The following is a 22,596-nucleotide window of genomic DNA, read 5'->3' as shown; positions in this document are numbered from 1 at the left end:
GTCAACTGCTCTACCAACTGAGCTAACGACCCACTCTGGCATTGCTTTGGGCTTGTTTGATATCCCTTGGCAACGGCGGCATATATTACTGATTTCAGAATTCAGCGCAACTAAAATTTCGATAAAGATCACTTAACTGCTGGCGATTCAGGCGACAAGACCAGAAATAACGCGATTCCTGGTCATGCCGTAATCAACCAAGAGCATTAAGTCGTTTTTGCGCTTGTTTCGCACCGTCGGTGCCGGGGAATTTGTTGATCACCTGCTGGTAAACCGCTTTCGCTTTCGCGGTATCACCTTTGTCCTGCATGATCACGCCGACTTTAAACATCGCGTCAGGCGCTTTTGGCGATTTCGGGTAGTTCTTCACCACCGAAGCGAAGTAAAACGCCGCGTCGTCTTTTCTCCCCTTATTGTAGTTCAACTGCCCGAGCCAGTAGTTAGCGTTTGGCTGGTAGGTTGAATCCGGGTACTTTTTGACGAAGTTTTGAAACGCCACCATCGCGTCATCCTGGCGTGAGGCATCCTTCACCAGGGCAATAGCGGCATTATAATCGGTGTTCGCATCGCCGGTCATCGCCGGGGCGCCTGAGGTGGCCGCTGGCGCTGCGCTGGTGGCAGCCGCGCTCTGATCGCCAGAAGACGACGGAGCCTGCGCACCTGATGCTGCGCCGCCACCGCTGCTCAGACTATCTATCTGCAGCAGAATCTGTTTCTGGCGCTCAACGATCTGATTCAGCTGGTACTGGTTCTCCTGGATCTGCCCGCGGAGAGAATCAATGTCAGTCTGGTTATCAGAGAGTTGTTGCTGGAGTTGGGTTAAAAGCTGGCTGTGAGCATTGGAAATACGCTCGAGTTGAGTGACGCGGTCTTCGACCGAGCCTGAGCCGACACTACTGATTGGCGCCTGAGCAAAAGCGGCCCAGGGGGCCGCTATGCCAACCAGTAACGACAGACTCAATAAATGATGTCTGAAGTTACTGCTCATGCAATTCTCTTAGTAAACCAGTACGGCGCGACGGTTTTTGGCATATGCCGCTTCGTCATGACCCAGTACTGCTGGTTTTTCTTTACCGTAAGAAACGATGGAGATCTGATCGGCAGAAACACCTTTGCCCTGCAGATACATCTTAACGGCGTTAGCACGACGCTCACCCAGAGCGATGTTGTATTCCGGCGTACCGCGCTCATCCGCGTGACCTTCTACAGTCACTTTGTAGGACGGGTTGCTGCGCAGGAAGTTAGCGTGCGCGTCCAGCATAGCAGCGAAGTCAGAACGGATATCGTACTTGTCGAGATCGAAGTAAACGATGTTGTTCTGCTGCAGCTGCTGCATCTGCAGACGAGCTTGCTCTTCAGAAGACATGTTGCCGCCGTTACCGTTAGCGTCCATACCAGTGCCGGCACCCAGCATGCCTTCACCGCTCTGGTCGTTGCTGGCGTTCTTGTTAGAAGAACATGCCGCGATTGCCATAACCGGCAGAGCGATCATCAGCCCTTTCAGCACTTTGTTCAGTTGCATTTCTTTGATTCCTTTAATAATCAATTATTTATTATCACAGATACGGCGACCAGGCAGGCGATTTTACCTGTCCATCAGTTGCCGGAAGACGCGCTTTGAAACGCCCATCTGTAGAAACCAGATTCAGCACGGATCCCATCCCCTGAGAAGAGCTGTAGATTACCATAGTGCCGTTAGGTGCCAGACTTGGCGTTTCGTCTAAAAACGTTGATGACAGAACCTGTACACCACCCGTTTCCAGATCTTGTTTGGCAATGTGCTGCTGACCGCCGGCCGAGCTGACCATTACCATGGTTTTACCATCCGCGCTCACGTCGGCGTCCTGGTTCTGAGAACCTTCCCAGGTGATACGCTGCGGCGTGCCGCCATTAATGTTGACTTTATATACCTGCGGACGACCTGCCTGGTCAGAAGTGAAGGCCAGATTCTGGCTGTCCGGGAACCAGCTTGGTTCGGTGTTGTTGCTGCGACCGTTGGTCACCTGACGAATCTGACCCGATCCCAGATCCATTACGTACAGGTTCAGGCTACCGGTTTTCGACAGCGCGAACGCCAGTTTAGAACCATCCGGTGAGAACGCCGGGGCGCCGTTGTGCTGCGGGAAGGAGGCGATCTGACGCACAGAGGCGTTCGCCAGGGTCTGAACCACCAGCGCAGAACGACCGCTTTCAAAGGTAACGTAGGCCAGTTTAGAACCGTCCGGAGACCAGGCCGGGGACATCAGCGGCTGGGAGGAACGGTGAACCAGGAACTGGTTGTAACCATCGTAGTCGGACACGCGCAGTTCGTAAGGGTACTGGCCGCCGTTTTTCTGCACCACGTAGGCGATACGGGTACGGAAGGCGCCCTTGATGCCGGTCAGCTTCTCAAATACCGCGTCGCTGGCCGCGTGCGCCGCATAGCGCAGGTACTGCTTAGTGACTTTAAAAGAACCTTGCGCCAGCGTTGTGCCCGGCGCTCCGCCGGTGTCCACCAGTTGATACGCAACCTGATAAGAACCATCCGGATTTTGCGTGACCTGGCCGACGACTACGGCGTCAATACCCAGCGCAGACCAGGCAGCAGGCTGCACTTCCTGGGCACTGGTCGGCTGCTGCGGCAGACGAGAGCGATCCAGCGGATTGAATTTACCGCTGTTGCGCAGGTCAGCTGCCACGATACCACCGACATCTTCCGGCGCAGCGCCCTGGCCGGCCCACTGGAACGGTACCACGCCGATAGGGCGCGCCGAGTCCACCCCCTGGGTGATCTCGATACGTACTTCTGCGTGCAGCACCGCCGCCCACAGCATTAAAAAACCAAATGCTACTCGTAATGCCTGCTTCATCATATCTCCCTTATCCGGGCGGAAAGCCCACGATAATTTAGCAGAATGTTAACAAACTCAAATATACAAAACTACCAAAACCCTGTGACTACCATAGATTGTTTTTCCCCGTTTGCACGGGGAAAAATGTCACTGAGGTTTGAAGTCCAGTGGCGCATTTTTGAAGACTTCATATACTGCCTGGCTAGGTGGTTTCGGAAACTTAGCCTGTCGGGCTGCGGCAAGAGCGGCCTGGCACAGAGCAGGATCACCACCTTCGGACTGTATATTTAACAACAGACCGTCAGGAGCAAGTTTGATACGCAAGGTACATGTTTTGCCCGCATAGGACGATGCGTCATAAAACTTACTTTCAATCGCCGATTTTATCTGTCCGGCATAGTTGTTGATATCAGCCCCTGAGGCACTGTTTTTAGTATTACCACTCCCGGCAGCGGAGGCATTGTTTCCTTTGGCCCCACCGCCTGTTTTAGGCGCATTCTTACCAGAACTCAGATCGCCGAGCAGGTTGTCTACGCCGTCCGCTTCTTTCGCAGCCGCCGCTTTCTTCGCCGCCGCGGCTTTTGCTGCTGCCGCCTTGGCCGCTTTATCAGCTGCAGCCTTCTCTGCTGCAGCCGCTTTCGCTGCCGCCGCTTTTTCAGCGGCTGCGGCTTTCTCGGCGGCGGCCTTCTCAGCGGCCGCTTTTTGCGCGGCGGCTTTCTCAGCGGCTTTTTCGGCAGCCGCTTTTTCAGCTGCCGCCTGCTTAGCCGCTTCCTGCTGGGCTTTTTTCTCCGCTTCCTGTTGCGCTTTCTTCGCAGCCGCCGCTTCCGCTTTCTTCTGCGCCTCGGCCGCAGCTTTCGCCGCTTCAGCTTCCGCCTGTTTCTTCGCCTGGGCATCCGCCTTCGCTTTCGCCTCGGCGGCCGCTTTGGCAGCGGCTTCCTGCGCTTCTTTTGCCTGTGCGTCCGCTTTGGCTTTTGCCGCCGCGGCGGCCTTGGCAGCCGCTTCTTCAGCCTGCTTCTGCTGCTCCTTCGCTTCTTTCGCCGCTTCCTGCGCCTGCAGCCGCTCCTGTTCGAGCTGTTTCAGCCGTTCCTGTTCCGCCGCCTGTTTCTCACGTAACTCTTCCGCCTGCTGCTGCGCCTGTTTTTCACGCTGTTCAGCGGCGCGACGTGCGCTGGCCTGCTGCTGTTGCTGACGGTTATAGTTATTTACCACCGCCCCCGGATCGACCATGACGGCATCAATCGACGATCCGCCGCCGCCGCCGGCAGAGGCATCCAGATGCTCGTCAAACGAACTCCAGATCAGCAGCGCGATCAGAATGATGTGCAGCGCGACTGAAATGATGATCGCTCGTTTAAGCTTGTCGTTTTGTTCGGTTGCCTTTGACACTATCGGTTCCCAAAAACTGTTCGCCTGTATCCGCGATGCGCACCGACGGCGAGCGATACCCGCCACCGGACGCCGCGCGGACGCACCTACCTGAAGCGATTAAATAGGTTTGGTCATCAAGCCGACCGATTTAACCCCTGCACTATGCAACAGGTTCAGCGCTTTAATAATTTCATCGTAAGGGACGTCTTTCGCACCGCCGATCAGGAATACCGTTTTTTCATTGGCTTCAAGACGACGCTTCGCTTCGGCAATTACCTGCTCCGGCGGCAGCTGGGACAGCGTCTCCTGCCCCACCTTCACGCTGTACTGCCCTACCCCGGAGACTTCCACAATCACCGGCGGATCGTCATTGCTTTTCACCGCTTGCGATTCCGTGGCGTCCGGCAGATCGACTTCCACGCTCTGCGTAATGATCGGCGCCGTTGCCATAAAGATCAGCAGCAGCACCAGCAGGACATCCAGCAGCGGAACGATGTTGATCTCGGACTTCAGTTCGCGACGTCCGCGTCCACGTGCTCTGGCCATGGCTTACCCCTTATTGCTTTCGCTGGTGGTAAAGGCCTGACGGTGCAGAATAGCGGTGAACTCTTCCATAAAGTTGTCGTAATTCAGTTCAAGCTTGTTCACGCGCTGGTTCAGGCGGTTATACGCCATGACCGCCGGGATCGCGGCGAACAGACCAATCGCGGTGGCGATCAGCGCTTCGGCGATACCTGGCGCCACCATCTGCAGGGTGGCCTGCTTCACCGCGCCAAGGGCGATAAAGGCGTGCATAATCCCCCAGACGGTACCGAACAGACCGATATACGGGCTGATCGAGCCTACGGTGCCGAGGAACGGAATATGGGTTTCCAGCGTTTCCAGTTCGCGGTTCATCGAAATACGCATCGCGCGCGATGCCCCTTCGACAATCGCTTCCGGCGCATGGCTGTTGGCCCGATGCAGGCGCGCAAACTCTTTGAAACCGCTGTAGAAGATTTGTTCCGAACCGGTCAGGTTATCGCGACGCCCCTGGCTCTCCTGGTACAGACGAGAGAGCTCGATCCCGGACCAGAATTTGTCCTCGAACGCTTCAGCTTCACGCGCGGCCGAGTTAAGGATACGCGTTCTCTGAATAATGATAGCCCAGGAAGCGATAGAAAAACCAATCAAAATCAACATGATAAGTTTTACCAGAAGGCTCGCCTTCAGGAACAAATCAAGGATATTCATGTCAGTCACTGCTTAAACTCCGCGACAATAGACTTGGGAAGCGCACGTGGCTTCATTAAGAGTGGATCAACGCACACAATGAGAACCTCAGCTTCGTTTAACACTGTATTCTCGGCGTTGACGATTCGCTGCGTGAAAACCAAAGAGGTGCCGCGCATCGAGGTAATTTCCGTCTGGACTTCGAGCATGTCGTCGAGTCTGGCGGGGGCAAAATACTCCAGCGTCATTTTGCGAACCACGAAGGCAACGCGTTCAGCCAACAGCACCTGTTGACTAAAGTGATGGTGGCGCAGCATCTCTGTGCGTGCTCTTTCATAAAAAGCGACGTAACTGGCGTGGTAAACCACACCACCGGCATCGGTATCTTCGTAGTAGACCCGAACCGGCCATCGAAACAGCGTTGTATTCACTTTACATCCCGGTAATGCAAAAAAAGGTTAGAGCTTTCAAACTTCGCTACTATACGCGCGGGAAAGGTGGTTTGGAATGGGGGAAAGTAAACGGGGCGTAAATTTTTATGGGCTTATGCAAGCCCATAGCATTAACAGAGATCTCTTATTCAAAAGAAGAAAAAGAAGAGACCTAAAGCGAGCACGATATCAGCGATAAGCGGACAAAAAATCCCCTGCCAGTGAACGGCACGCGGGCGAAAGCCCACGCCGTGAATAACGCCGCTGCAAACCGCCCACATCAGCAAGAAACCATGCCAGATTTCCAGCTCGCTGGTCTTCGCCGCAAAGCGCGACGGATCCCAGAAAATGCAGCCAGCCAGCAGCAGCGCCATCAATAAGGAAAGCGCCCGGAGCGGGCGCTTGTCCATTATCGCGTACAGAGTAGCGATAAATTTCATCAGATTTCTTCTTTCTTCCCGGCTTTGGTGGCTTCCACGTGCTCAAGCGCCAGCGCGGTAATGACCCCAAAAGCACAGGCAAGAAGCGTTCCCAAAATCCATGCGAAATACCACATATATAGCTCCTTACCTTAGTACAGCGAGTGGGTATTCTTTTCGATGTCTTCGCGCGTGATGCGGCCAAACATCTTCCAGTAACACCAGCTGGTGTAGGCCAGAATGATCGGCACGAAAACAATCGCCACGTAGGTCATCAGGTTCAGCGTCCGCTGACTGGAGGTCGCGTCCCACATCGTCAGGCTGGCGTTCAGCATGGTGCTGGACGGCATGATGAACGGGAACATCGCGATACCGGCAGTCAGAATGATGCAGGCCAGGGTCAGCGAGGAGAACAGGAATGCCCAGGCGCCTTTATCCGCTTTGGTCGAAACGACGGTCAGCAGCGGCAACACCACGCCCAGGGCAGGCACCGCCCACAGCGCTGGCATATTGTTAAAGTTCACCATCCACGCGCCAGCTTCCCGCACCACTTCCTTGGTCAGCGGGTTAGACGGGCCGGTATGGTCAATCACCGATTTCACCACATAGCCGTCGATGCCGTAGTAGACCCACACGCCCGCCAGCGCGAAGCAGACCAGCGTCACCAGCGCCGCCACCATGGAAACGGTGCGAGTACGCAGGTGCAGTTCGCCTACGGTACGCATCTGCAGGTAGGTGGCGCCCTGAGTCAGGATCATCGCCACGCTGACGATACCGGCCAGCAGACCAAACGGGTTCAGCAACTGGAAGAAGTTACCGGTATAGAACAGACGCAGGTATTCATCGACGTGGAACGGCACGCCCTGCAGCAGGTTGCCAAAGGCCACGCCAATCACCAGCGGCGGCACGAAGCTACCGATGAAGATGCCCCAGTCCCACATGTTGCGCCAGCGGGTGTCCTCGATCTTGGAACGGTAGTCAAAACCGACCGGACGGAAGAACAGCGAGGCCAGCACCAGAATCATCGCCACATAGAAGCCAGAGAACGCCGCGGCGTAAACCATCGGCCAGGCAGCGAACAGCGCGCCACCGGCGGTGATCAGCCACACCTGGTTACCGTCCCAGTGCGGGGCGATGGCGTTGATCATAATCCGACGCTCGGTGTCGTTGCGGCCGAGGAAGCGGGTGAGCATGCCCACCCCCATGTCGAACCCGTCGGCGACGGCAAAACCAATCAGCAGAATGCCAATCAGCAGCCACCAGATAAAACGCAATACTTCATAATCGATCATTTGACGACTCCTGTCTTAGCGTGCCGACTGAATAGCCGCAGAGGACTGTTCAAAGTGATAGCGGCCGGTTTTCAGGCTGCTAGGTCCTTTGCGGGCAAACTTGAACATCAGGAACAGTTCAGCCACCAGGAACAGCGTGTACAGACCGCAGATCAGCAACATTGAGAAGATCAGGTCGCCCGCGGTCAATGATGAGTTAGCCACCGCCGTCGGCAGGACCTCACCAATCGCCCACGGCTGACGGCCGTATTCGGCAACAAACCAGCCCGACTCCACGGCAATCCACGGCAGCGGCAGGCCGTAGAATGCGGCGCGCAGCAGCCATTTTTTCTCGCCGATGCGGTTACGGATCACGCTCCAGAAGGAGGCGCCTATAATCAGCAGCATCAGGATGCCGCACGCCACCATGATACGGAAGGCGAAGTACAGCGGTGCGACGCTTGGAATGGAGTCTTTGGTCGCTTTGGCGATCTGCTCTTCCGTGGCGTCAGCGACGTTCGGGGTATAGCGCTTCAACAGCAGGCCATAACCGAGGTCCTTCTTCACGTTATTGAACTGGTCACGCACGGCCTGATCGGTTGAACCGGCGCGCAGCTGTTCCAGCAGCGCGTAGGCTTTCATGCCGTTACGGATACGCTCTTCGTGCTGAACCATCAGATCCTTGAGGCCGATAACCGGCTTGTCCACCGAGCGGGTAGCAATGATGCCCAGCGCGTAGGGGATCTGGATCGCAAAGTGGTTGGTCTGCGCATTCTGATCGGGAATACCAAACAGGGTGAAGGCCGCCGGCGCAGGCTGGGTTTCCCACTCTGCTTCGATAGCCGCCAGTTTGGTTTTCTGCACGTCACCCATTTCGTAACCGGATTCGTCACCCAGCACAATAACGGAGAGGATCGCCGCCATACCGAAGCTGGCTGCGATGGCAAAGGAGCGCTTGGCAAAGGCGAAGTCGCGACCTTTCAGCATGTACCAGGAGCTAATCGCCAGGATGAACATCGCGCCGGTGACATAGCCCGACGCCACAGTGTGAACGAATTTCACCTGGGCGACCGGGTTGAGCACCAGTTCAGAGAAGCTGACCATCTCCATACGCATGGTTTCGAAGTTGAAGTCCGATGCGATAGGGTTCTGCATCCAGCCGTTGGCGACAAGGATCCACAGCGCGGAGAGGTTGGAACCCAGCGCAACCAGCCAGGTGACGGCCATATGCTGAACTTTGCCCAGACGATCCCAACCGAAGAAGAACAGACCTACAAAGGTGGATTCGAGGAAGAAGGCCATCAGACCTTCAATGGCCAGCGGCGCACCAAAGATATCGCCCACGTAGTGTGAGTAATACGACCAGTTAGTCCCGAACTGGAACTCCATGGTCAGACCGGTCGCCACACCCAGCGCGAAGTTGATACCAAACAACTTGCCCCAGAATTTGGTCATATCTTTATAAATCTGTTTGCCGGAAAGGACGTAGACCGTTTCCATGATGGCCAGCAGGAACGCCATACCGAGCGTTAGCGGCACAAACAGGAAGTGGTACATCGCGGTCAAGGCAAACTGTAAGCGCGACAGTTCGACTATATCTAACATCATGACTCCTTGCTCATCGCATGAAGACTCCGAAAATGAACCGAGAAGCTCTGGCTCATACGCATGCCCCAATACAAATTTATTTGTCGCCCGTCCACAGCAGGTTTCAATCGAAGGTAAAACCATGCCAGGGTAAGGTTACAAATACGTTAACGAAAAACCCAATTGATTCCCCAATATATTACGCCGCAATAACCTTACAATAAATATGTTTTTATTGTTCCAGTTTTACATTTTTCGACGGTGATCAATATATAGTGAAGATGGCTGAATTCAGCCAATTTGACTTGAGACAATTTAACGTTTTTTGAGGGATTTTTCCAAGGATTAAGTATTGATATAAATCAATTTTTACTCTATGTGTTAATTATGTAGCCCAATAAAGAATATTGGTGAACTTAATGTTAATTAAGTGTTTAAACTATGGCTTTTCCAGTTACTAAAAAGAGAGATATGAGAATCATAGGTAATATTATTTAACGTCGTGGAAAAAAAACAAAAAAAAGGAACCGATCCGAATAATGTTAGACCGCTCACAGTATTTTATCTTCTTCCTTATCCCCTGCCCCACGCTTTTTCGCTGCCGCTTTTGTTTCCCTACGGTACACCCGGGGTATATTTTTTTAGCCACTACAGCGCATCGAAAATACTTATTAAATAATAAATTAAATCAATATGATAGATAGGGTTTTTCGCAGAAAATCAATTCGTTGTTGGCGTTGCGGTTCTGACGAGACGGGATAACGGTCACAAAAAAGGCCACCTGACGGTGGCCAACCATGTCGAAATCGGACAGATTTCTGCTTGCGGACAAGCAGAGAGGGTTTACTTGATAATAGCTTTCAGCGCTTCGCCGATGTCGGCCAGGCTGCGAACAGTTTTCACACCCGCCGCTTCCAGCGCTGCGAATTTCTCATCCGCTGTACCTTTACCGCCGGCGATGATAGCGCCCGCGTGGCCCATACGCTTGCCTTTCGGCGCGGTAACACCCGCGATGTAGCCGACAACCGGCTTAGTGACATGATCTTTAATATAAGCAGCCGCTTCTTCTTCCGCGCTGCCGCCGATCTCACCGATCATGACGATCGCTTCGGTCTGCGGATCTTCCTCGAACATCTTCAGGATATCGATGAAGTTGGAGCCCGGGATCGGGTCGCCGCCGATACCGACGCAGGTAGACTGGCCGAAGCCGTAGTCGGTGGTCTGCTTAACCGCTTCATAGGTCAGGGTGCCGGAACGGGAAACGATGCCCACTTTACCCGGCTTGTGAATGTGACCCGGCATGATGCCGATTTTGCACTCGCCCGGAGTGATAACGCCCGGGCAGTTCGGGCCGATCATACGCACGCCCGCTTCGTCCAGCTTCACCTTCACGGTCAGCATATCCAGCGTTGGGATACCTTCGGTGATGGTGATGATAAGCTTAATGCCCGCGTCGATCGCTTCCAGGATGGAATCTTTGCAGAACGGCGCCGGAACGTAGATCACGGTCGCGGTCGCGCCGGTCGCTTCAACGGCTTCGCGCACGGTGTTGAACACCGGCAGGCCCAGGTGAGTGGTGCCGCCTTTGCCTGGCGTCACGCCGCCAACCATTTGCGTACCGTAAGCGATCGCTTGTTCAGAGTGGAAGGTCCCCTGGCTACCGGTGAAGCCCTGGCAGATAACCTTGGTATCTTTATTGATTAAAACTGACATTATTTCCCCTCCACTGCGGCAACAACCTGCTGTGCTGCGTCCGTCAGACTTTTCGCTGCAATAATATTCAGGCCGCTGTCAGCCAGTTTTTTCGCGCCCAGTTCGGCGTTGTTACCTTCCAGACGAACCACAACCGGAACGTTAACCCCTACTTCCGCTACCGCGCCGATGATGCCGTCAGCGATCAGGTCGCAACGCACGATGCCGCCGAAGATGTTAACCAGCACCGCTTTAACGTTGTCGTCAGAGAGGATGATTTTGAACGCTTCGGTCACGCGCTCTTTGGTCGCGCCGCCGCCTACGTCGAGGAAGTTAGCCGGTTCGCCGCCGTGCAGCTTAACGATGTCCATGGTACCCATCGCCAGGCCTGCGCCGTTAACCATGCAGCCGATGTTGCCGTCCAGCGCGACGTAGTTCAGTTCCCACTGCGCCGCCTGCGCTTCACGTGGGTCTTCCTGAGACTGATCGCGCATTTCGCGCAGATCCGGCTGGCGGAACAGCGCGTTGCCGTCAGCGCCAAGTTTGCCGTCGAGGCAGATCAGGTCGCCCTGCTTGGTGATCACCAGCGGGTTGATCTCGATCAGCGCCAGGTCGCGCTCAAGGAAAATGGTCGCCAGACCCATGAAAATCTTGGTGAACTGCTGAACCTGTTTACCTTCCAGACCCAGTTTGAACGCCAGTTCACGACCCTGGTAAGGCATCGGGCCCGCCAGCGGATCGATGGCGATCTTGTGGATCAGGTGCGGGGTCTCTTCCGCCACTTTCTCGATTTCCACGCCGCCTTCGGTAGACGCCATGAACACCACGCGACGGGAGCTACGGTCAACAACCGCGCCCAGGTACAGCTCTTTGTCAATATCGGTCGCCGCTTCAACCAGGATCTGGTTAACCGGCTGGCCGTTCGCATCTGTTTGATAGGTCACCAGACGTTTGCCCAGCCAGTGCTCGGCAAATGCGCGGATCTCTTCTTTGCTCTTAACTACTTTCACACCGCCCGCTTTGCCGCGGCCACCAGCGTGAACCTGACATTTCACTACCCACGGACCCGCGCCGATTTTTGAAGCGGCTTCTTCTGCTTCACGCGGAGTAGTACAGGCATAACCCACCGGCGCCGGTAAGCCATAGCGGGCAAAAAGTTGTTTTGCCTGATATTCATGTAAGTTCATGTGTTCAGTCCATCCTTCAGGGTGTAATTATCTTTAAACCTGTAGGCCTGATAACGGCGCTAACGCGTGTTATCCGGCCTACGGTAGGTAATACGCTTGCTGACTACACGTCCAGCAGCAGACGGGTCGGATCTTCCAGCAGCTCTTTAATCGCCACCAGGAAGCCTACCGATTCACGTCCGTCGATCAGACGGTGGTCATAGGAGAGCGCCAGGTACATCATCGGCAGGATCTCTACCTTGCCATTGACCGCCATCGGACGGTCTTTAATGGCATGCATACCCAGAATAGCGCTCTGCGGTGGGTTGATGATCGGCGTGGACATCAGGGAGCCGAAGACGCCGCCGTTGGTAATAGTGAAGTTACCGCCGGTCAGGTCGTCTACGGTCAGCTTGCCGTCGCGGCCTTTCACTGCCAGCTCTTTGATATTCTTTTCGATATCCGCCATGCCCAGCAGGTCGACGTCACGCAGCACCGGGGTGACCAGACCGCGCGGAGTGGATACGGCCATGCTGACGTCGAAGTAGTTGTGGTACACCACGTCGTCGCCATCGATGGAAGCGTTCACTTCCGGATAGCGTTTCAGCGCTTCCACTACCGCTTTCACGTAGAAGGACATAAAGCCCAGGCGGATGCCATGACGTTTTTCGAACGCCTCACCGTACTGCTTACGCAGATCCATGATGGGCTTCATGTTGACTTCGTTAAAGGTCGTCAGCATGGCGGTAGAGTTTTTCGCTTCCAGCAGACGTTCGGCTACGCGTTTACGCAGACGGGTCATCGGGACGCGTTTTTCCGAACGGTGGCCCAGCTGCGGCGCCGGCGCGGCTGCCGGGGCGGCGGCTGGCGCTTTGGCTTCTGCCGGCGCCGGGGCTTTCGCCAGATGTTTCTCAACGTCTTCGCGGGTCAGACGACCGCCGACGCCAGTGCCTTTGATGGCCGCTGGGTCAAGGTTGTGTTCAGCCAGCAGACGACGGATCGCCGGGCTCAGCGCGTCGTTGTTCTGCTCTTCCAGAGAGGCCTGCTGACGCTGCGCCGGAGTGGACGCTTTCGCATCGGCTTTCTCGCTGCTTTCTTTACCTGCGCTGTTGCCTTCGCGCAGGCGGCCAAGGATCTGGCGAGACAGGACGGTGGCGCCCTCGTCTTCCAGCACTGCATCCAGAATGCCGTCCGCTGATGCCGGTACTTCCAGTACCACTTTGTCAGTTTCGATTTCGACCAGAACTTCGTCACGGACGACCGCGTCGCCCGGTTTTTTGTGCCAGGTGGCGACGGTTGCGTCAGCTACGGACTCAGGCAGGTCGGGAACCAGAATATCTACGCTACTCATTGTGTATCCTTTAATTAATCGACGTTCAGCGCGTCATTGACCAGATCTTGTTGCTGTTTCTGGTGAACGGACATATACCCTACCGCCGGAGAGGCGGAGGCCGGGCGGCCTGCATAACGCAGAGAGGCCCCAAACGGAATCACTTCACGGAAGTGATGCTGGCTGCAGTACCATGCGCCCTGGTTGAGCGGCTCTTCCTGGCACCAGACAAAATCATGCACGTGCGCATACGCTTTCAGCGCTTCCTGCACCGCCTGATGCGGGAACGGATAGAGCTGCTCGATACGAACGATAGCGACATCTTTTTGCTCGTTTTTGCGGCGCTGTTCCAGCAGGTCGTAGTAAACCTTACCAGAGCACAGCACAACGCGCTTCACAGCCTGCGGATCAAGTTGATCGATTTCACCAATAGCCGGCAGGAAAGTGCCGTTCGCCAGCTCATCCATGCTGGAGACCGCCAGCGGATGACGCAGCAGCGACTTCGGCGACATCACCACCAGCGGACGACGCATACCGCGCAGCGCCTGGCGACGCAGCATGTGATAAACCTGTGCCGGCGTGGACGGCACGCAGACCTGCATGTTTTGTTCAGCGCACAGCTGCAGATAACGCTCCAGACGCGCGGAGGAGTGCTCCGGGCCCTGGCCTTCGTAACCGTGCGGCAGGAGCATCACCAGGCCGCACATCCTTCCCCACTTCTGCTCACCGGAGGAGATGAACTGGTCGATCACCACCTGCGCACCGTTGGCGAAGTCGCCAAACTGCGCTTCCCAGATGGTCAGAGTGCGCGGCTCGGCGGTGGCGTAACCATATTCGAACGCCAGCACCGCTTCTTCAGACAGTACCGAGTCCCAAACGCGGAACTGGCCCTGGCCGTTATGGACATGCTGCAGCGGCGTGTAGGTTGAACCATTGGTCTGGTTATGGATCACCGCATGACGGTGGAAGAAGGTGCCGCGGCCGGAGTCTTCGCCGGACAGACGAACCGGAATACCTTCGTCAACCAGCGTGGCGTAGGCCAGGTTTTCGGCACCGCCCCAGTCAAACAGCTTCTCGCCTGCCGCCATCGCCTGGCGGTCGGCGTAAATTTTCGCCACGCGGGACTGCATTTCGATACCTTCCGGTACCGTGCTGATGCGTTTGGCCAACTCCTGCAGACGTTTCGGCTCAACTTTATCCGGATAGCTCTCGTCCCACTCGTGGTTGAGGTACGGCGACCAGGTAAAGGAATGCATATTCATCGGACGCCATTCCTGCACCACGCATTCGCCGGCATCCAGCGCATCGCGGTAGAGGTTAACCTGCTCGGTCGCATCTTCCAGAGTCGCCACCTTCTCCTGCTCCAGCTTGTCAGCATAGATTTTGCGCGGAGTCGGATGCTTTTTGATCTTCTGATACATCAGCGGCTGGGTTGCGCTCGGCTCATCGGCTTCGTTGTGGCCGTGACGGCGGTAGCACACCAGATCAATGAAGACATCGCGTTTAAAGGTATTGCGGAAATCAAGCGCCAGACGGGTGACGAAGGCGACCGCTTCCGGATCGTCCGCGTTCACGTGGAAAATCGGCGCCTGCACCATTTTACCGATGTCGGTGCAGTACGGCGTTGAGCGCGCATCCAGCGGGTTAGAGGTCGTGAAGCCCACCTGGTTGTTGATAACGATGCGCACGGTACCGCCCACTTCGTAACCGCGGGCTTTGGACATGTTCAGAGTTTCCTGAACCACGCCCTGGCCGGTGACGGCGGCGTCGCCGTGGATGGTAATAGGCAGAACTTTGTTGCTGCTTGGCTCGTCCAGACGATCCAGACGGGCGCGTACGGAACCGATAACCACCGGGCTGACGATCTCGAGGTGCGACGGGTTAAACGCCAGCGCCAGGTGCACCAGACCGCCTTCGGTTTCCATATCGGAAGAGAAGCCCATGTGGTACTTCACGTCGCCGGTGCCGAGGTGTTCTTTATGTTTGCCCGCGAACTCGTCGAACAGGTCCTGCGGTTTTTTACCCAGCACGTTGACCAGCACGTTGAGACGGCCGCGGTGCGCCATGCCCAGCACCACTTCGCGGGTGCCGCTTTTGCCTGCATGGCGGATCATCTCTTTGAGCATCGGGATCAGGGCGTCGCCACCCTCCAGCGAGAAGCGCTTCGCCCCCGGGAATTTGGCGCCGAGGTAGCGCTCCAGACCTTCCGCGGCGGTCAGTTCGCTGAGGAAGCGTTTTTTCTCTTCCGCGGTAAAGCTCGCTTTGCCAGCTACCGATTCAATGCGCTGCTGGATCCAGCGTTTTTCTTCGGTAGAGGTGATATGCATGTATTCCGCGCCGATGGAGCCGCAGTAGGTTTGCTTGAGGGCGGCAATCAGCTCGCCCAGCTTCATAGTGTCTTTACCGATGGCAAATGAACCTACGTTATAGCTTTCCTGGAAATCGGCCTCGGTCAGATCGTGGTAGGCCGGATCGAGATCCGCCACTCTCTCTTGCTTCCACAGCCCCAGCGGATCGAGATTCGCATGCTGGTGGCCACGGAAACGGTATGCGTTGATGAGCTGCAGGACTTTAACCTGCTTCACATTGGTGTCTGGGTCGGAAATCGAAGAAGTGTAACGTGAGGCATCCTTCGCCAGTCGACGGAAATAATCACGCGTTTTGGAATGAAATTGATCCGGTTTAACTCCGGTGCCAGGTAACTGCTGGAACATTGAACGCCAGTTGGCGTCAACAGAGTCAGGATCGGTTAAGAAGTCTTCATAGAGCTGTTCTATCCAGCTCTGGTTCGAACCAGAGAGGTAAGAAGAGTCCAGCCAGGCTTTCATTGCGCCGTTCTGCATCGTGATCCCTTAAGCATTCATATGCTTATTTCGCCGTAGAAACTACCACGCACACCGAGTGCACGTGCCGGGGTTCACTTGTTGCGGACGAGTTGTGGTTTCTATCCGCTAAGGAACCTTTAAAAACTGCCATTAATCTTCAGCGTTCAGGCTGCGGTTGCGTTGGCTGCCTTCGCTTACCCCGGTCACATAGTTCACTATGCTCCCGGGGATGCGCTCAGTTGCCGCCTTACCTCGCACTGAACGCCTCGATTACTGGTACATCTTGTGGCGGTTTTTAAAGATTTCCTGCTATATCCCCCGGCGGCGCTAACGCTTGCCGGGGCTACTGCTTTGGTAGCCCGGATAAGCGCTAGCGCCATCCGGGACAGACCGTGTTGCTTACGCGCTGCGCTGCAGCAGCATCGACTTAATATGGCCGATGGCGCGCGTCGGGTTCAGCCCCTTCGGACACACACTGACGCAGTTCATAATGCTGTGACAGCGGAATACGCTGAAAGCATCGCTCAGGCCGTCCAGGCGCTCGCTGGTTTCGGTATCGCGACTGTCGATCAGGAAGCGATACGCGGCCAGCAGGCCAGCCGGGCCGATGAACTTGTCCGGGTTCCACCAGAACGACGGGCACGAGGTCGAACAGCAGGCGCACAGAATACACTCGTACAGCCCGTCGAGTTTCTCACGCTGCTCAGGCATCTGCAGATGCTCGCGAGCCGGAGGATTTTGCCCATTATTCAACAAGTAAGGCTTAATCTTCTCATATTGTGCATAGAATTGCCCCATGTCCACCACCAAATCACGGATAACCGGTAATCCTGGCAGCGGACGGATAACAATCTTCTTGCCCGGCTGATTCAGCGCGGAGATTGGCGTGATGCACGCCAAACCGTTTTTCCCGTTCATGTTTAGACCATCGGACCCGCAGACCCCTTCACGGCAGGAGCGGCGGAACGACAGCGACGGATCTTTTTCTTTCAGCTGGATCAGCGCATCCAGCAGCATCATGTCGCGACCTTCTTCCGCTTCAAGGGTGTAATCCTGCATGTGCGGAGCGTCGTCAACATCCGGGTTATAGCGATAAATTGAAAACTCGAGTTTCATTTTCCTGTCTCCGCATTAGTAAGTACGAATCTTCGGCGGGAATGCCGGACGCAGTTTCGGTTCCATATTGACGCTACGACGCGTCATGGATTCCGACTCTGGCAGGTACAGGGAATGGCACAGCCAGTTTTCATCATCACGATCCGGGAAGTCGAAGCGGCTGTGGGCGCCACGGCTCTCGGTACGGAAGTTAGCGGATACGGCGGTCGCGTAGGCGGTTTCCATCAGGTTATCCAGCTCCAGGCACTCAACGCGCTGGGTGTTGAACTCGCTGGAGGTATCGTCGAGACGGGCGTTTTTCAGGCGCTCGCGGATCACTTTCAGTTGCTCCAGACCTTTGTGCATCGCATCGCCTTCGCGGAACACCGAGAAGTTATGCTGCATACATTCCTGCAGCGCTTTACGAATCGCCACCGGATCTTCACCAGAGCGGGTGTTGTTCCAGCGGTTGAGGCGATCCAGCGAGCCTTCGATATCGGATTCGCTAGCGTCGCGCAGCGTGCCCTGCTCGGCAATGGATTCCTGCAGATGCAGGCCCGCCGCGCGGCCGAAGACCACCAGGTCGAGCAGCGAGTTGCCGCCCAGACGGTTGGCGCCGTGGACCGATACGCAGGCGATTTCGCCTACCGCGAACAGGCCCGGGATCACCACGTCTTCGCCCTTCTCATTCACGGTCAACGCCTGGCCGGTGACTTTGGTCGGGATACCGCCCATCATGTAGTGACAGGTTGGGATAACCGGGATCGGCTCTTTCACCGGATCGACGTGGGCAAAGGTACGGGAAAGTTCAAGGATACCCGGCAGACGAGATTCCAGAACCTCTTTACCGAGGTGATCCAGTTTCAGTTTCGCGTGCGGGCCCCACGGACCGTCGCAGCCGCGGCCTTCGCGGATTTCGATCATGATGGAACGCGCCACCACGTCACGGCCCGCCAGGTCTTTAGCGTTCGGGGCATAACGCTCCATAAAGCGTTCGCCGTGTTTGTTCAGCAGGTAACCGCCTTCGCCGCGGCAACCTTCGGTAACCAGAACCCCAGCCCCGGCGATACCGGTCGGGTGGAACTGCCACATTTCCATATCCTGCACCGGCACGCCGGCGCGGATGGCCATCCCGACGCCGTCACCCGTATTGATGTGGGCGTTGGTGGTGGACTGATAGATACGGCCTGCGCCGCCGGTCGCCAGCACGGTGGCGCGGGCTTTAAAGTAGACCACTTCGCCGGTCTCAATGCACAGGGCGGTACAACCGACTACCGCGCCGTCCTGGTTTTTCACCAGATCGAGGGCGTACCATTCGGAGAAGATAGTGGTGTGGTTTTTCAGGTTCTGCTGATACAGAGTGTGCAGCAGGGCGTGACCGGTACGGTCAGCCGCCGCCGCGGTACGCGCCGCCTGTTCGCCGCCGAAGTTCTTCGACTGGCCGCCAAACGGGCGCTGATAAATACGGCCATCGTCAAGACGAGAGAACGGCAGTCCCATGTGCTCCAGCTCAAGAATCGCTTCCGGACCGGTCTTACACATGTATTCGATGGCGTCCTGGTCGCCGATATAGTCCGACCCTTTTACGGTGTCGTACATATGCCATTCCCAGTTATCTTCATGGGAGTTACCGAGCGCGACGGTGATGCCACCCTGCGCGGATACGGTATGGGAACGGGTAGGGAAAACTTTGGAGAGCAGTGCACAGGTCTGTCCGCTCTGGGAAATTTGCAGCGCCGCGCGCATACCTGCGCCGCCGGCACCGATGACAACAGCATCAAACTCTCTGACTGGCAATTTCATTACACACCCCACACCACAACAAATCCATAAAGAACGTAAGCCACCAGCGCCACAACGATAGCCAGTTGCAGAACCAGGCGCAGAGCCAGTGGTTTAACGTAGTCCGTTAACACCTGCCACATCCCGATCCAGGCATGGATGAGAATGGAAACGAGAGCCAGCAGAGTGAAGACTTTAGTGAAGCCGGAGGCAAAGAATCCGGTCCACACTTCCCATGAGATTTCACCGGTGGTGGCGAAGAAGCCAACCATGTAGATGATGTAGAGGGTCAGAACGATGGCGGTAGCACGGACCAGGATAAAGTCATGTACGCCGTTGCGTCCCAGTGCTGAGGCGTTGCTTACCATACGAGGACTCCTGCGAGAAGTGAAAGCACGACAGTAATAACAAAAGAAATTTTGGCGGAACGTTTCCCTGCTTCGAGGGTTTCGTCAAGGTAGCCAAAGTCCATCATCAGATGGCGAATACCGACAACGACGTGATAGGCCAGCGCGGTGAGAATGCCCCACATGATGAACTTCACAAAGAAGCTATCCATGATGGAGGCCGCCGTCAGAAAACCTTCTGGGGAGGAAAGGCTGGTGCCCAGCAGCCAAAGCAGAATTCCGACCGCCACGAAGGTGATGACACCGGAAACGCGATGGAGAATGGACGCTATCGCCGTGATTGGGAACCGTATCGTTTGTAGATCCAGATTGACAGGTCTTTGTTTTTTCACATTTCTTACCATGAATAACGCCCACATGCTGTTCTTATTGTTTCCTTCCTCCGGTCTGCTTGCGGGTCAGACAGCGTCCTTTCTATAACCAGAAGTCATGTTAAAACGTCTTTTCAGGCATTAAAACATCACTAAACAACGCTGGGTGGCTCGGGATTGCAGGGTGTTCCGGAGACCTGGCCGCAGTATAGGCCGTTCACAAAATCATTACAATTAACCTACATATAGTTTGTTGGGTTTTCTCCGGAACAGTGATCAAGGTCACGATACCAACATTTTTTTAATTTTTAATCACCTGATTTGACAAATATTAAACATTCTTGTTACAACCATTACCAGTTAAATGCAATAATGCTCAAAAGTTATGGGGTCACTCTTTCACCTGAGAATAAGTTATGTAACAGTGTGTCAGTATTGACCGATGTAATCAGGACAGTTATTAGTGGTATATAGGTTTTAATATTCGGACTGCTAAAACGCTGATTTGCTGTTGTTTCACCGCAGCCCTGAAGGACGTGCCATCAAGCGCCGTTGCTCTGTACCCTGCCCTTTTCGCTGACGCAGAGCTGTGTGCAACATAACAAACTGGTAACGTATGCAGGCGCGGGCCGAAAGCAAATCCACCACCCGGCAGTCTTAAGCAATAAAGGCGCTAAGGAGACCATAAATGTCTGATGCTAAAGCAAAAATCACCCTGGGTGGTGACACTGCTATTGAACTGGATGTGCTAAAAGGCACGCTCGGTCAGGATGTTATTGATATTCGTAGTCTTGGTTCAAAAGGCGTATTTACCTTTGACCCAGGTTTCACATCAACGGCTTCTTGTGAATCTAAAATTACGTTTATCGATGGTGACGAGGGGATCCTGCTGCACCGCGGCTTCCCGATCGACCAGTTAGCGACCGAATCTAATTATCTTGAAGTCTGTTATATCCTGCTGTACGGCGAAAAGCCGACCCAGGCCGAATATGACGAATTCAAAACTACCGTCACCCGCCACACCATGATTCATGAGCAGATCACCCGTCTGTTCCACGCGTTCCGTCGCGATTCCCACCCGATGGCGGTGATGTGCGGGATCACCGGCGCGCTGGCGGCGTTCTATCATGATTCCCTCGACGTGAATAACCCGCGTCACCGCGAGATTGCCGCCTACCGTCTGCTGTCCAAAATGCCAACCATGGCAGCCATGTGTTACAAGTATTCTATCGGCCAGCCGTTTGTTTATCCGCGCAACGACCTCTCCTACGCCGGCAACTTCCTGCGCATGATGTTTGCGACACCGTGCGAAGAGTATGAAGTCAATCCGGTGCTGGAGCGCGCGATGGATCGTATTCTGATCCTGCACGCCGATCACGAGCAGAACGCGTCGACCTCCACGGTACGTACCGCGGGCTCCTCCGGCGCTAACCCGTTCGCCTGTATCGCTGCGGGCATCGCCTCCCTGTGGGGACCGGCACACGGTGGCGCCAACGAAGCGGCGCTGAAAATGCTGGAAGAGATCAGCTCCGTTGAGCACATTCCGGAATTTGTTCGTCGTGCGAAAGACAAGAATGACTCTTTCCGCCTGATGGGCTTCGGCCATCGTGTTTACAAAAACTACGATCCGCGCGCCACCGTGATGCGTGAAACCTGCCATGAAGTGCTGAAAGAGCTGGGCACCAAAGACGACCTGCTGCAGGTGGCCATGGAGCTGGAGCATATCGCGCTGAACGACCCGTACTTCATCGAGAAGAAACTGTATCCGAACGTCGACTTCTACTCCGGTATCATCCTGAAAGCGATGGGTATTCCGTCCTCCATGTTTACCGTTATCTTCGCCATGGCGCGTACCGTGGGCTGGATTGCGCACTGGAACGAAATGCACAGCGATGGCATGAAGATCGCCCGTCCGCGTCAGCTGTATACCGGCTACGCCAAACGCGATTTCCAGTCCGACATTAAGCGTTAATCTCACTGTCCGGATCATAAAAACGCGCCTGCTGGCGCGTTTTTTTATGCCTGATAACGCGCTTCATGCTGAAATCGCCCGCCAGCCGGCTTAATGCTGGCATCCTGGACACCAGTAAAATGGCCGCGAGGAGAGCGTCGTCTTCTCAATGATTCCCCCACAGCGTTCGCACCTTTCCCCATCGCGATGGAAGACCTTAAAGCGAAACAGCGCGCCATGATGCTTGTTGTCATCCACCAGACCGCGAGTACGATAGGACAGCCGCGGGATATCGAGCAGCGCGTGCGCCAGCGCATCCAGCTGACTGTCGCTCAGTTCAGCGGCTTTACGCTTACCGCTTAATCCCACCTGCCAGAGAATTTCCACCCGCAGATAGTTTCCGAGCCCGGCAAGAAAAGCCTGATCCAGCAGCAGGCCGGAAAACTGACGATTGCGGAATTTGGCCGACAGCAGCCGCGCTTTCACCTGCTCCGCGGTTAACGTCATGTCCAGCACGTCCGGTCCGACGCGCAGCAAGAACGGATGGTTGGCAACCTGCTCCGCCGTGAGGATATCAATGTCCGACGCGCTGTAGAGCAAAATCGCCTTGCTGGCGGTCTGCAGCCTGACGCGCAGTACGCGGTTCGATTGCGGCTCAACGCCGGCATCCACCACACGCCAGACGCCGTACAACTGGTTATGGCTATACAGGGTCAATCCGCCGGAGAAGTGGGTTAACAGGGCCTTGCCGCGGGTGGCGATATGGGTCACCCGCTGACCAGTTAGCTGAGTTTGATAGGGTTGCAACTGAGGAAAGGCGAACCAAACGTTGGTTAAGGGTTCGCCTTTGATTGCCGCCTCCAGTTTATCCGCCGCACGGCGGATCTCCGGACCTTCCGGCATACTGTCATCCTTCTG

The 22,596-nt window shown here is 55.5% G+C and carries 21 protein-coding genes; 1 reads left to right on the top strand and 20 read right to left on the bottom strand.

Annotated features, from left to right (window positions below):
- Window positions 1–193: 193 nt before the first annotated feature.
- The 19 genes from cpoB to sdhC form a co-directional block, all read right to left on the bottom strand.
- A complete protein-coding gene (gene cpoB / locus HMPREF3140_RS25280) occupies window positions 194–988 on the bottom strand; it encodes a cell division protein CpoB (protein WP_002895071.1) in 795 nt (264 codons plus the stop codon).
- Between the two features lie 9 nt (window positions 989–997).
- Window positions 998–1,522 carry a peptidoglycan-associated lipoprotein Pal gene (pal, locus tag HMPREF3140_RS25275; protein WP_002895068.1) on the bottom strand — a complete coding sequence of 175 codons (525 nt, stop codon included), beginning with the start codon at window positions 1,520–1,522 and terminating at the stop codon, window positions 998–1,000.
- Window positions 1,523–1,556: 34 nt separating this feature from the next.
- A complete protein-coding gene (tolB, locus tag HMPREF3140_RS25270; protein ID WP_002895066.1) occupies window positions 1,557–2,849 on the bottom strand; it encodes a Tol-Pal system beta propeller repeat protein TolB in 1,293 nt (430 codons plus the stop codon).
- A 129-nt stretch (window positions 2,850–2,978) separates the two neighbouring features.
- Window positions 2,979–4,217, bottom strand: coding sequence for a cell envelope integrity protein TolA (gene tolA / locus HMPREF3140_RS25265; protein ID WP_032411067.1), 1,239 nt, complete (start codon window positions 4,215–4,217; stop codon window positions 2,979–2,981).
- Between the two features lie 99 nt (window positions 4,218–4,316).
- On the bottom strand, window positions 4,317–4,745 hold the full coding sequence (tolR, locus tag HMPREF3140_RS25260) for a colicin uptake protein TolR (protein ID WP_002895061.1): 429 nt from the start codon (window positions 4,743–4,745) through the stop codon (window positions 4,317–4,319).
- 3 nt (window positions 4,746–4,748) lie between these two features.
- Window positions 4,749–5,441, bottom strand: coding sequence for a Tol-Pal system protein TolQ (gene tolQ, locus HMPREF3140_RS25255; protein WP_004152221.1), 693 nt, complete (start codon window positions 5,439–5,441; stop codon window positions 4,749–4,751).
- A complete protein-coding gene (ybgC, locus tag HMPREF3140_RS25250) occupies window positions 5,438–5,842 on the bottom strand; it encodes a tol-pal system-associated acyl-CoA thioesterase (RefSeq protein ID WP_002895056.1) in 405 nt (134 codons plus the stop codon). Before ybgC ends, tolQ begins: the two co-directional genes overlap by 4 nt.
- 149 nt (window positions 5,843–5,991) lie before the next feature.
- Complete coding sequence (gene ybgE, locus HMPREF3140_RS25245; protein ID WP_002895053.1) at window positions 5,992–6,282, bottom strand: cyd operon protein YbgE; 291 nt, start codon at window positions 6,280–6,282, stop codon at window positions 5,992–5,994.
- Window positions 6,282–6,398 (bottom strand): cytochrome bd-I oxidase subunit CydX, encoded by a 117-nt coding sequence (gene cydX / locus HMPREF3140_RS25240; RefSeq protein WP_002895051.1) that lies wholly within the window; start codon window positions 6,396–6,398, stop codon window positions 6,282–6,284. Before cydX ends, ybgE begins: the two co-directional genes overlap by 1 nt.
- Before the next feature lie 15 nt (window positions 6,399–6,413).
- Window positions 6,414–7,553, bottom strand: a complete 1,140-nt coding sequence (gene cydB, locus HMPREF3140_RS25235) for a cytochrome d ubiquinol oxidase subunit II (protein ID WP_002895049.1) — start codon at window positions 7,551–7,553, stop codon at window positions 6,414–6,416.
- A gap of 15 nt (window positions 7,554–7,568) precedes the next feature.
- Window positions 7,569–9,137 (bottom strand): cytochrome ubiquinol oxidase subunit I, encoded by a 1,569-nt coding sequence (gene cydA / locus HMPREF3140_RS25230; protein ID WP_002895047.1) that lies wholly within the window; start codon window positions 9,135–9,137, stop codon window positions 7,569–7,571.
- Window positions 9,138–9,962: 825 nt separating this feature from the next.
- Window positions 9,963–10,832 (bottom strand): succinate--CoA ligase subunit alpha, encoded by an 870-nt coding sequence (sucD, locus tag HMPREF3140_RS25220; RefSeq protein WP_002895043.1) that lies wholly within the window; start codon window positions 10,830–10,832, stop codon window positions 9,963–9,965.
- A complete protein-coding gene (sucC, locus tag HMPREF3140_RS25215) occupies window positions 10,832–11,998 on the bottom strand; it encodes an ADP-forming succinate--CoA ligase subunit beta (RefSeq protein WP_002895039.1) in 1,167 nt (388 codons plus the stop codon). The genes sucD and sucC overlap by 1 nt, the downstream gene beginning before the upstream one ends.
- A gap of 103 nt (window positions 11,999–12,101) precedes the next feature.
- Complete coding sequence (odhB, locus tag HMPREF3140_RS25210; RefSeq protein WP_004142209.1) at window positions 12,102–13,328, bottom strand: 2-oxoglutarate dehydrogenase complex dihydrolipoyllysine-residue succinyltransferase; 1,227 nt, start codon at window positions 13,326–13,328, stop codon at window positions 12,102–12,104.
- A 14-nt stretch (window positions 13,329–13,342) separates the two neighbouring features.
- Window positions 13,343–16,150, bottom strand: a complete 2,808-nt coding sequence (gene sucA / locus HMPREF3140_RS25205; RefSeq protein WP_004147623.1) for a 2-oxoglutarate dehydrogenase E1 component — start codon at window positions 16,148–16,150, stop codon at window positions 13,343–13,345.
- A 381-nt stretch (window positions 16,151–16,531) separates the two neighbouring features.
- A complete protein-coding gene (sdhB, locus tag HMPREF3140_RS25200) occupies window positions 16,532–17,248 on the bottom strand; it encodes a succinate dehydrogenase iron-sulfur subunit SdhB (protein WP_002894954.1) in 717 nt (238 codons plus the stop codon).
- Between the two features lie 15 nt (window positions 17,249–17,263).
- A complete protein-coding gene (gene sdhA, locus HMPREF3140_RS25195; RefSeq protein ID WP_004179067.1) occupies window positions 17,264–19,030 on the bottom strand; it encodes a succinate dehydrogenase flavoprotein subunit in 1,767 nt (588 codons plus the stop codon).
- Complete coding sequence (gene sdhD, locus HMPREF3140_RS25190; RefSeq protein WP_002894949.1) at window positions 19,030–19,377, bottom strand: succinate dehydrogenase membrane anchor subunit; 348 nt, start codon at window positions 19,375–19,377, stop codon at window positions 19,030–19,032. Before sdhD ends, sdhA begins: the two co-directional genes overlap by 1 nt.
- Complete coding sequence (sdhC, locus tag HMPREF3140_RS25185; RefSeq protein WP_004142216.1) at window positions 19,371–19,775, bottom strand: succinate dehydrogenase cytochrome b556 subunit; 405 nt, start codon at window positions 19,773–19,775, stop codon at window positions 19,371–19,373. Before sdhC ends, sdhD begins: the two co-directional genes overlap by 7 nt.
- A gap of 640 nt (window positions 19,776–20,415) precedes the next feature.
- On the opposite strand from sdhC, the gene gltA reads away from it, so the two are divergent.
- Window positions 20,416–21,699, top strand: a complete 1,284-nt coding sequence (gene gltA, locus HMPREF3140_RS25180; RefSeq protein ID WP_002894943.1) for a citrate synthase — start codon at window positions 20,416–20,418, stop codon at window positions 21,697–21,699.
- A gap of 90 nt (window positions 21,700–21,789) precedes the next feature.
- Here gltA and nei read toward each other — a convergent pair whose 3' ends face one another.
- Window positions 21,790–22,581 (bottom strand): endonuclease VIII, encoded by a 792-nt coding sequence (nei, locus tag HMPREF3140_RS25170; protein WP_004223693.1) that lies wholly within the window; start codon window positions 22,579–22,581, stop codon window positions 21,790–21,792.
- Window positions 22,582–22,596: the final 15 nt, after the last annotated feature.

This window comes from Klebsiella sp. HMSC16A12 (genome assembly GCF_001808265.1).
Classification (GTDB): Bacteria; Pseudomonadota; Gammaproteobacteria; order Enterobacterales; family Enterobacteriaceae; genus Klebsiella; species Klebsiella pneumoniae.
Note: the sequence above shows the minus strand (reverse complement) of the source record. Positions and strands in the feature narration are given on the sequence as shown.

Excerpts from the sequence above, each read along its gene's own strand:
- cpoB (WP_002895071.1), bottom strand. The coding sequence starts at position 988 with ATGAGCAGTAACTTCAGACATCATTTATTGAGTCTGTCGTTACTGGTT.
- pal (WP_002895068.1), bottom strand. The coding sequence starts at position 1,522 with ATGCAACTGAACAAAGTGCTGAAAGGGCTGATGATCGCTCTGCCGGTT.
- tolB (WP_002895066.1), bottom strand. The coding sequence starts at position 2,849 with ATGAAGCAGGCATTACGAGTAGCATTTGGTTTTTTAATGCTGTGGGCG.
- tolR (WP_002895061.1), bottom strand. The coding sequence starts at position 4,745 with ATGGCCAGAGCACGTGGACGCGGACGTCGCGAACTGAAGTCCGAGATC.
- ybgE (WP_002895053.1), bottom strand. The coding sequence starts at position 6,282 with ATGAAATTTATCGCTACTCTGTACGCGATAATGGACAAGCGCCCGCTC.
- cydX (WP_002895051.1), bottom strand. The coding sequence starts at position 6,398 with ATGTGGTATTTCGCATGGATTTTGGGAACGCTTCTTGCCTGTGCTTTT.
- cydB (WP_002895049.1), bottom strand. The coding sequence starts at position 7,553 with ATGATCGATTATGAAGTATTGCGTTTTATCTGGTGGCTGCTGATTGGC.
- cydA (WP_002895047.1), bottom strand. The coding sequence starts at position 9,137 with ATGTTAGATATAGTCGAACTGTCGCGCTTACAGTTTGCCTTGACCGCG.
- sucD (WP_002895043.1), bottom strand. The coding sequence starts at position 10,832 with ATGTCAGTTTTAATCAATAAAGATACCAAGGTTATCTGCCAGGGCTTC.
- sucC (WP_002895039.1), bottom strand. The coding sequence starts at position 11,998 with ATGAACTTACATGAATATCAGGCAAAACAACTTTTTGCCCGCTATGGC.
- odhB (WP_004142209.1), bottom strand. The coding sequence starts at position 13,328 with ATGAGTAGCGTAGATATTCTGGTTCCCGACCTGCCTGAGTCCGTAGCT.
- sucA (WP_004147623.1), bottom strand. The coding sequence starts at position 16,150 with ATGCAGAACGGCGCAATGAAAGCCTGGCTGGACTCTTCTTACCTCTCT.
- sdhB (WP_002894954.1), bottom strand. The coding sequence starts at position 17,248 with ATGAAACTCGAGTTTTCAATTTATCGCTATAACCCGGATGTTGACGAC.
- sdhA (WP_004179067.1), bottom strand. The coding sequence starts at position 19,030 with ATGAAATTGCCAGTCAGAGAGTTTGATGCTGTTGTCATCGGTGCCGGC.
- sdhD (WP_002894949.1), bottom strand. The coding sequence starts at position 19,377 with ATGGTAAGCAACGCCTCAGCACTGGGACGCAACGGCGTACATGACTTT.
- sdhC (WP_004142216.1), bottom strand. The coding sequence starts at position 19,775 with ATGTGGGCGTTATTCATGGTAAGAAATGTGAAAAAACAAAGACCTGTC.
- gltA (WP_002894943.1), top strand. The coding sequence starts at position 20,416 with ATGTCTGATGCTAAAGCAAAAATCACCCTGGGTGGTGACACTGCTATT.
- nei (WP_004223693.1), bottom strand. The coding sequence starts at position 22,581 with ATGCCGGAAGGTCCGGAGATCCGCCGTGCGGCGGATAAACTGGAGGCG.